This is a genomic window from Corynebacterium sp. HMSC064E07 (genome assembly GCF_001815745.1).
Lineage (GTDB): Bacteria > Actinomycetota > Actinomycetes > Mycobacteriales > Mycobacteriaceae > Corynebacterium > Corynebacterium jeikeium_D.
Map to the genome: position 1 here is coordinate 1 of NZ_KV821795.1, position 3,535 is coordinate 3,535.

General features: G+C 54.7%; 1 protein-coding gene and 2 rRNA genes. All 3 read left to right on the forward strand.

The genetic code is table 11. From position 1 onward, the window contains the following. Window positions 1-206 (forward strand): hypothetical protein (locus HMPREF3053_RS11145; RefSeq protein WP_210400034.1); only part of this gene is annotated, 206 nt, incomplete at its 5' end. A 22-nt stretch (window positions 207-228) separates the two neighbouring features. Then, a 23S ribosomal RNA gene (locus HMPREF3053_RS00925) occupies window positions 229-3,316 on the forward strand. A 99-nt stretch (window positions 3,317-3,415) separates the two neighbouring features. Then, window positions 3,416-3,532: ribosomal RNA gene (gene rrf / locus HMPREF3053_RS00930) — 5S ribosomal RNA — on the forward strand. Window positions 3,533-3,535: the final 3 nt, after the last annotated feature.

Sequence of the window (3,535 nt, forward strand, 5' to 3'; positions counted from 1 at the left end):
GTGTTGGTTGGTTGTTGGTGCGCTGTTGGGTGTCTGGGATGACACATGTTGTTGTTCCTGTTTACAGGTTGCTGCGTGCTGCGGGCAGGCTGCTTTTGTGGTGGTTTGTGTGTGGTGTGTGGGTGTTGTGTGAGAACTGGATAGTGGACGCGAGCATCTTGTTTTTCTGTAAGTTCGATTTTGTCAAGCAGTTTTTCTGTTTGTGATTGTTCTTAGTTATTTGTTTGTGTGTTGTGTTGTAAGGGCGCATGGTGGATGCCTTGGCATAGTAGGCCGATGAAGGACGTGAGAGGCTGCGATAGGCCTCGGGGAGCTGCCAACTGAGCGTTGATCCGAGGGTGTCCGAATGGGGAAACCTGGCCGTCGTTGTGGGCGGTCGCCGTTAGATGAATTCATAGTCTAATTGGTGGTTACGCGGGGAAGTGAAACATCTCAGTACCCGTAGGAGTAGAAAACAATTGTGATTCCGTTAGTAGTGGCGAACGAACGTGGATGAGGCTAAACCGCGTGCGTGTGATACCTGGCAGGGTTTGCGTGCGTGGGGTTGTGGGGATGCACTTTGCAGGGTCTGCTAGCCCTGCGTTGTGTTGTGTGGGTGTAGCGGAAGTGGATTGGAATGTCCTGCCGTAGACGGTGAGAGTCCGGTACGTGAAACACTCGTGCGTGCAATTGGTGTGTTGCCCGAGTAGCAGCGGGCTCGTGGAATCTGCTGTGAATCTGCCGGGACCACCCGGTAAGCCTAAATACCTGCTTATGACCGATAGCGGATTAGTACCGTGAGGGAATGGTGAAAAGTACCCCGGGAGGGGAGTGAAATAGTACCTGAAACCATGTGCTTACAATCCGTCAGAGCCCTTTTTTGTGGGGTGATGGCGTGCCTTTTGAAGAATGAGCCTGCGAGTCAGCGGCATGTCGCGAGGTTAACCCGTTTGGTGGGGTAGTCGTAGCGAAAGCGAATACTAACTAGTGTGTTGTCAGTGGCATGTCCTGGACCCGAAGCGGGGTGATCTACCCATGGCCAGTGTGAAGCAGAGGTAAGACTCTGTGGAGGCGCGAACCCACTTAGGTTGAAAACTGAGGGGATGAGCTGTGGGTAGGGGTGAAAGGCCAATCAAACTCCGTGATAGCTGGTTCTCCCCGAAATGCATTTAGGTGCAGCGTCGTGTGTTTCCTCCTGGAGGTAGAGCTACTGGTTGGTTTAGCGGGACTATCATCTTAGCGACATCAGCCAAACTCCGAATGCCGGTGAGGTCAGAGCACGGCAGTGAGACTGCGGGGGATAAGCTTCGTAGTCGAGAGGGAAACAGCCCAGATCGCCGGCTAAGGCCCCTAAGGGTGTGCTAAGTGGAAAAGGATGTGGGATCGCGAAGACAACCAGGAGGTTGGCTTAGAAGCAGCCATCCTTGAAAGAGTGCGTAATAGCTCACTGGTCGAGTGGTTCTGCGCCGACAATGTAGTGGGGCTCAAGTACACCGCCGAAGCCGCGGCAATCACCTTTTGGTGGTTGGGTAGGGGAGCGTCGCGTGACTGCTGTGAAGCGCTGGGGTAACCCTAGTGTGGAGTGTGCGCGAGTGAGAATGCAGGCATGAGTAGCGAATGAGGAGTGGAAAACTCCTCCGCCGAATGACTAAGGGTTCCTGGGCCAGGTTAATCCTCCCAGGGTGAGTCGGGACCTAAGGCGAGGCCGACAGGCGTAGTCGATGGATAACGGGTTGATATTCCCGTACCCGTGTGTCCGCGCCCATGGTGAATCAGGGATACTAACCCACCTGAACACGCGCCGTTTACTAGCCTTTTAGGTTGGTTGGTGTGTGTGATGCTGGGGACCTGAACTGGTAGTAGCCAAGTGATGGGGTGACGCAGGAAGGTAGCCGTGCCACGTGATGGATATCGTGGTGTAAGCGTGTGGCCCGTGTTCTAGGTAAATCCGGAGCACATGTGGGTGAGGCGTGATGCGTACCCGTTTTGGGGAAGTTGGTGATCCTATGCTGCCGAGAAAAGCCTCTAGCGATGTGGATATACGGCCCGTACCCGAAACCGACACAGGTAGTCAGGTAGAGAATACTAAGGCGATCGGGAGAACTGTGGTTAAGGAACTCGGCAAAATGCCCCCGTAACTTCGGGAGAAGGGGGGCCATGACTGGTGACCGACGTGGTTGAGCTGGTTGTGGCCGCAGAGAATAGAGGGAAGCGACTGTTTACTAAAAACACAGGTCCGTGCGAAGACGGGTAAGTCGATGTATACGGACTGACGCCTGCCCGGTGCTGGAAGGTTAAGAGGACCTGTTAGACCCTTTGTGGGTCGAAGCGGAGAATTTAAGCCCCAGTAAACGGCGGTGGTAACTATAACCATCCTAAGGTAGCGAAATTCCTTGTCGGGTAAGTTCCGACCTGCACGAATGGCGTAACGACTTCCCTGCTGTCTCAACCACAGACCCGGCGAAATTGCAGTACGAGTAAAGATGCTCGTTACGCGCGGCAGGACGAAAAGACCCCGGGACCTTCACTATAGCTTGGTATTGGTGTTCGGTTCGGTTTGTGTAGGATAGGTGGGAGACTGTGATACCTCAACGCCAGTTGGGGTGGAGTCGTTGTTGAAATACCACTCTGATCGTATTGGACATCTCAACCTCGGCCCGTGATCCGGGTTAGGGACAGTGCCTGGTGGGTAGTTTAACTGGGGCGGTTGCCTCCCAAAGAGTAACGGAGGCGCCCAAAGGTTCCCTCAGCCTGGTTGGCAATCAGGTGTTGAGTGTAAGTGCACAAGGGAGCTTGACTGTGAGACTGACAGGTCGAGCAGGTAGGAAACTAGGGACTAGTGATCCGGCACCGGCTTGTGGAAGCGGTGTCGCTCAACGGATAAAAGGTACCCCGGGGATAACAGGCTGATCTTCCCCAAGAGTCCATATCGACGGGATGGTTTGGCACCTCGATGTCGGCTCGTCGCATCCTGGGGCTGGAGTAGGTCCCAAGGGTTGGGCTGTTCGCCCATTAAAGCGGCACGCGAGCTGGGTTTAGAACGTCGTGAGACAGTTCGGTCTCTATCCGCCGCGCGCGTAGAAACTTGAGGAAGGCTGTCCCTAGTACGAGAGGACCGGGATGGACGTACCTCTGGTGTGCCAGTTGTCCCGCCTGGGGCATGGCTGGTTGGCTACGTACGGAAGGGATAACCGCTGAAAGCATCTAAGCGGGAAGCCTGTTCCAAGATTAGGTTTCTTTTGAGGTCCCCTATAGATGATGGGGTTGATAGGCCGGATCTGGAAGCATCGTAAGGTGTGGAGGTGACCGGTACTAATAGACCAAACATTCAACACACAAAGTGTGAATTACAGGGTTTTTGCTCGCGTCCGTTATTCAGTGTCTGGCATGACACCACCCACCCGTTGTGGTGGGGATGGGTTGTTGCCTGGTTTTTGTCGGTGGTGTTAGCGGTGGGGTCACGCCCGGTCCCATTCCGAACCCGGAAGCTAAGTCCACCAGCGCCGATGGTACTGCACTCGGGAGGGTGTGGGAGAGTAGGTCGCCGCCGGCATAA